The sequence below is a fragment of the Virgibacillus sp. 7505 genome, assembly GCF_002272135.1.
GTDB lineage: Bacteria > Bacillota > Bacilli > Bacillales > Amphibacillaceae > Terribacillus.
In genome coordinates, this window is record NZ_NPBF01000020.1 from 1 (window position 1) to 3,303 (window position 3,303).

The following is a 3,303-nucleotide window of genomic DNA, read 5'->3' on the forward strand; positions in this document are numbered from 1 at the left end:
GCAACACTGTTCCTGATAGTCTGGTAGAAAATCTCGTAATTGCCGATGAGCTGCCGGAAGGCCTAAGCTTTGTGGACGGAAGTCTGAAAACAAGTGACGGTGGCAAGGCAAGCTTTGAGGACGGCAAAGTTACAGTCAGCTTCGGGGATGTAACGGATAACGAATGGCGTACAGTGACATTCCAAACGAAGATTGAGTCTGACTATGCTGGCAAGGGAATTGAAAACGTAGCTGTTGTCTCTGGAGATAATATCGATACACCGGATCATCCAAGCAAGGGAATCGACGTTGATCCTCAAGAACCAGAGGAGCCAGTCGATACGGAAGGATCCAGCAACACACCAAGTGACAACACAACAGCAACACCACTAAAAGCTGAAAAGCCAAGTAATGTAACCGGTACGGATACAAATGAAAAACCACAAGCAGAAGAGGCGAAATACCTACCGAAAACTGCAACAAATGTATACAATTTGTTGATAGCAGGTTTTTCATTACTGATACTTGGATTGGCAATTTGGTTTGTTCGCAGGAAAAAAGCGAATTAAGGGTTTTATTGAAGGGAGTACAGAATATTACATTCTGTACTCCCTTTTTCTAAGTGCGGACGGTAGTGTTTACGAATAGAAGTAGCAGAAAAAGAAATGAATAACGCTAATAGGAAATTTGAAAGTGGTAATTAAATAATTTACGGAAAATTCCGATATAATAGACAGTCTAGATGAATAAGGAGTTGTCATTTTATTGAAGCAATGTTTATTAAGAGCAATTGAGGATAAGCGACTCGAGATGATCAAATATGGATTAGAACACGGTTTTAATAATGATGATACAATTCGCTTGAGTCAAGAGCTTGATCAACTTTTGAATAAGTTAAATAATCCTATTCATCATCCCTTATATATATAAATGCTGTACACTACATCAGTGTACAGCCTTATTGGTTATTCTTCTCAATATAGTAGAAGATCTTGTAATGAGGATTATGAAAAAGTGTACTGTGCGAAAAGTTTCCTTATTAGACCCCATGTTTAGTAACGCGTTTCTATTTAAGTGTGCACTTTGAATTGCCAAAGAAAGTATAAATGTTCAGGATTTCTAGTAGATTCCTCTGGTTCGTATGTTAACTTTCATATGAGGTACTATCTGACTATTACCGTATTCTTTCGCCCAGTTAACGTTGTTCCAATAACTTGGATGATATGCATGGAGAGTTCTGCCTATACCAAATATATCTCCATTCGATTTCTGCGCTATTTCAATAATCTTGTTAGCGTCATCTACAAGAGCAGCTTCTATCTGCTTCGTTATTGTTCCGACTTTTCTTATACTTAGATTGTCCGCTGGATACTCTTCAATAGCAACAGTTAATTCAGTATATATATCTGTTCTTGCAACACTACTTTTTGATGGACGTGCTTTTGTCTTTGATTTAACGTTCTCAACATTTAAAGTGATGAAGTTTTTAATGTCTGGTTTCTTATCGTTCGTTATTTTTAAGGTTATTTGTGCTCTGGTATTTTTTACATCGCGCATGAGAAATTATAATATTGAAAGTTTGTGCGGTATAATCACGAAAGAATTAACTGTGAGCGGCTCCAAGGTGTATCAAATTAAGTCCGGCTTGTATATTACTGCTTCCACTAAGTATCTAAAAGTACGCAAATAAAGTCTCAATTTTATAGTTATGTTAGTCTTGTAAACCAATGTACTCTAGAATATTACAATTTAGGTAATCTAATGCTACAATAAATTGGTCAATTAATATGACAGTATTTCATCCTATAAATACATGAAGGGACTGAACTATGCGCAGATATCAAAGCTTATACCATACCACAATTTAATTTAGATAAATGGAGGTTAAGCATTTGATAGTCAATACTATTCAAACCAAGAGATTAATGTTAAGAAAGATGGATAAGTGTGATGCAAATTCATTATTTGCTATTTGGTCAAATCCTAAGGTAACAAAATATATGAATATTGAAGGGTTTACTCGAATAAAAGAGGCGGAAGAAATGATTGCTTTTTTAAGTGATTTATCTGAACGCGGAGAAGCCATAAGATATTCCATCATTGAAAAGAATTCTAATACTATCATAGGATCGTGTGGTTTTAATTCACTCAATTTTGAGGCGAATTCAGCCGAAATTGGATATGATTTAGATAGTCAATTTTGGAACAAGGGTTATGGGACAGAAGCAGTCAACGGTTTAGTTGATTATGCCTTCCATCAACTTAACCTAAAAATAATCGAGGCGAAAGTAGACCCCAGAAACATACTATCTATAAAGTTATTACAGAAACTAAATTTCGAGCTACAAGGTATTGTAGAAGAGAATGCAGGTCAATCTGATGATCTTTATCTATACACAAAGGAATCTCACATACAAAAGAGCCCAAACGGGTGGAGCGTACCGTCACAAAAGGACTGACAGTGAGCGTGTTCCAAGATGTATCATATTAAATCCGGTTAATGTATCACCGCTTCCAACAAGTATGTAGAATACGATAGTAAAAAGCCCCTTTCCTATTCGGAGAGGGGCTTTTTTAATTAGACCGTTTTCTAAAAGATTGTTTTTGAAACGGGATTAGCTATGGAGGGGAAATCCAAAGAAGAGCCTGGTTACTTGACTTAGAAAGAAACAACATTGTTTTGCTATAGGATAACTAATATCATTCAATATAGTTATAAATCAATCAGCCCTCTTCTGTAGTGGAGGGTTTTTATATGATGGATAAAAAGCATCAGGAGGACTTATGTTAGCTATAACATATCGCAAAAGGTGTCAGCTTGGATAACTCATTTAATAAGTATACTTTTATTCATTAATTCGTCCTCGTAGTTCATTTATCATAGGTGTAATTTTAATCCTTCATGAGATGTCCTAAATCCTAACTTTTCATAGAATTGAATTGCGTCGGGTCTGTTTTTATCTGTTGTAAGTTGAACTAGATGACATCCACATTTTTTAGCACGTTGGATTGCCCATTGAATTAACTTGGATCCTATGCCTTTTCCACGTTCTGAGGGTTTAGTACGGACACCTTCAATTGTAGCTCTCCATCCTCCCTGATAAGTAATGTACGGAGTAAATGTAATCTGCTGAACGCCTATTATCTCTTCGCCATAACAAGCCACAATTAATTCATTATTTGGGTCAGAGACGATAGAATGAAATGCTTTTATATAACTCTCTGGTAAAGGTTGTTTATAAAGCTCTCTTGTTTCCTAAAACGTCATCTGAAAGCATATGCACAATATGGTCGTTCTTTCTTTTAATATCTATATGTATTTTA

General features: G+C 35.8%; 4 protein-coding genes and 1 pseudogene. 3 read left to right on the forward strand and 2 right to left on the reverse strand.

All coding sequences use genetic code 11. The features are described 5' to 3' along the window. The coding region (locus CHH91_RS07500; protein ID WP_141234142.1) for an LPXTG cell wall anchor domain-containing protein at positions 1 to 548 on the forward strand (548 nt) is incomplete at its 5' end. Between the two features lie 196 nt (positions 549 to 744). Continuing rightward, positions 745 to 909, forward strand: a complete 165-nt coding sequence (locus CHH91_RS07505; RefSeq protein ID WP_095222839.1) for an aspartyl-phosphate phosphatase Spo0E family protein — start codon at positions 745 to 747, stop codon at positions 907 to 909. Between the two features lie 189 nt (positions 910 to 1,098). Here the strand turns inward: CHH91_RS07505 and CHH91_RS07510 are convergent, their stop codons facing one another. Next, a complete protein-coding gene (locus tag CHH91_RS07510) occupies positions 1,099 to 1,536 on the reverse strand; it encodes a Ger(x)C family spore germination C-terminal domain-containing protein (protein ID WP_095222840.1) in 438 nt (145 codons plus the stop codon). 338 nt (positions 1,537 to 1,874) lie between these two features. On the opposite strand from CHH91_RS07510, the gene CHH91_RS07515 reads away from it, so the two are divergent. After that, the gene (locus tag CHH91_RS07515) at positions 1,875 to 2,438 is read left to right on the forward strand and encodes a GNAT family N-acetyltransferase (protein ID WP_141234144.1); all 564 of its coding nucleotides are present in this window, start codon (positions 1,875 to 1,877) and stop codon (positions 2,436 to 2,438) included. A 419-nt stretch (positions 2,439 to 2,857) separates the two neighbouring features. Here the strand turns inward: CHH91_RS07515 and CHH91_RS07520 are convergent. Beyond that, a pseudogene (locus CHH91_RS07520) lies at positions 2,858 to 3,257 on the reverse strand (GNAT family N-acetyltransferase). Positions 3,258 to 3,303 lie beyond the last annotated feature (46 nt).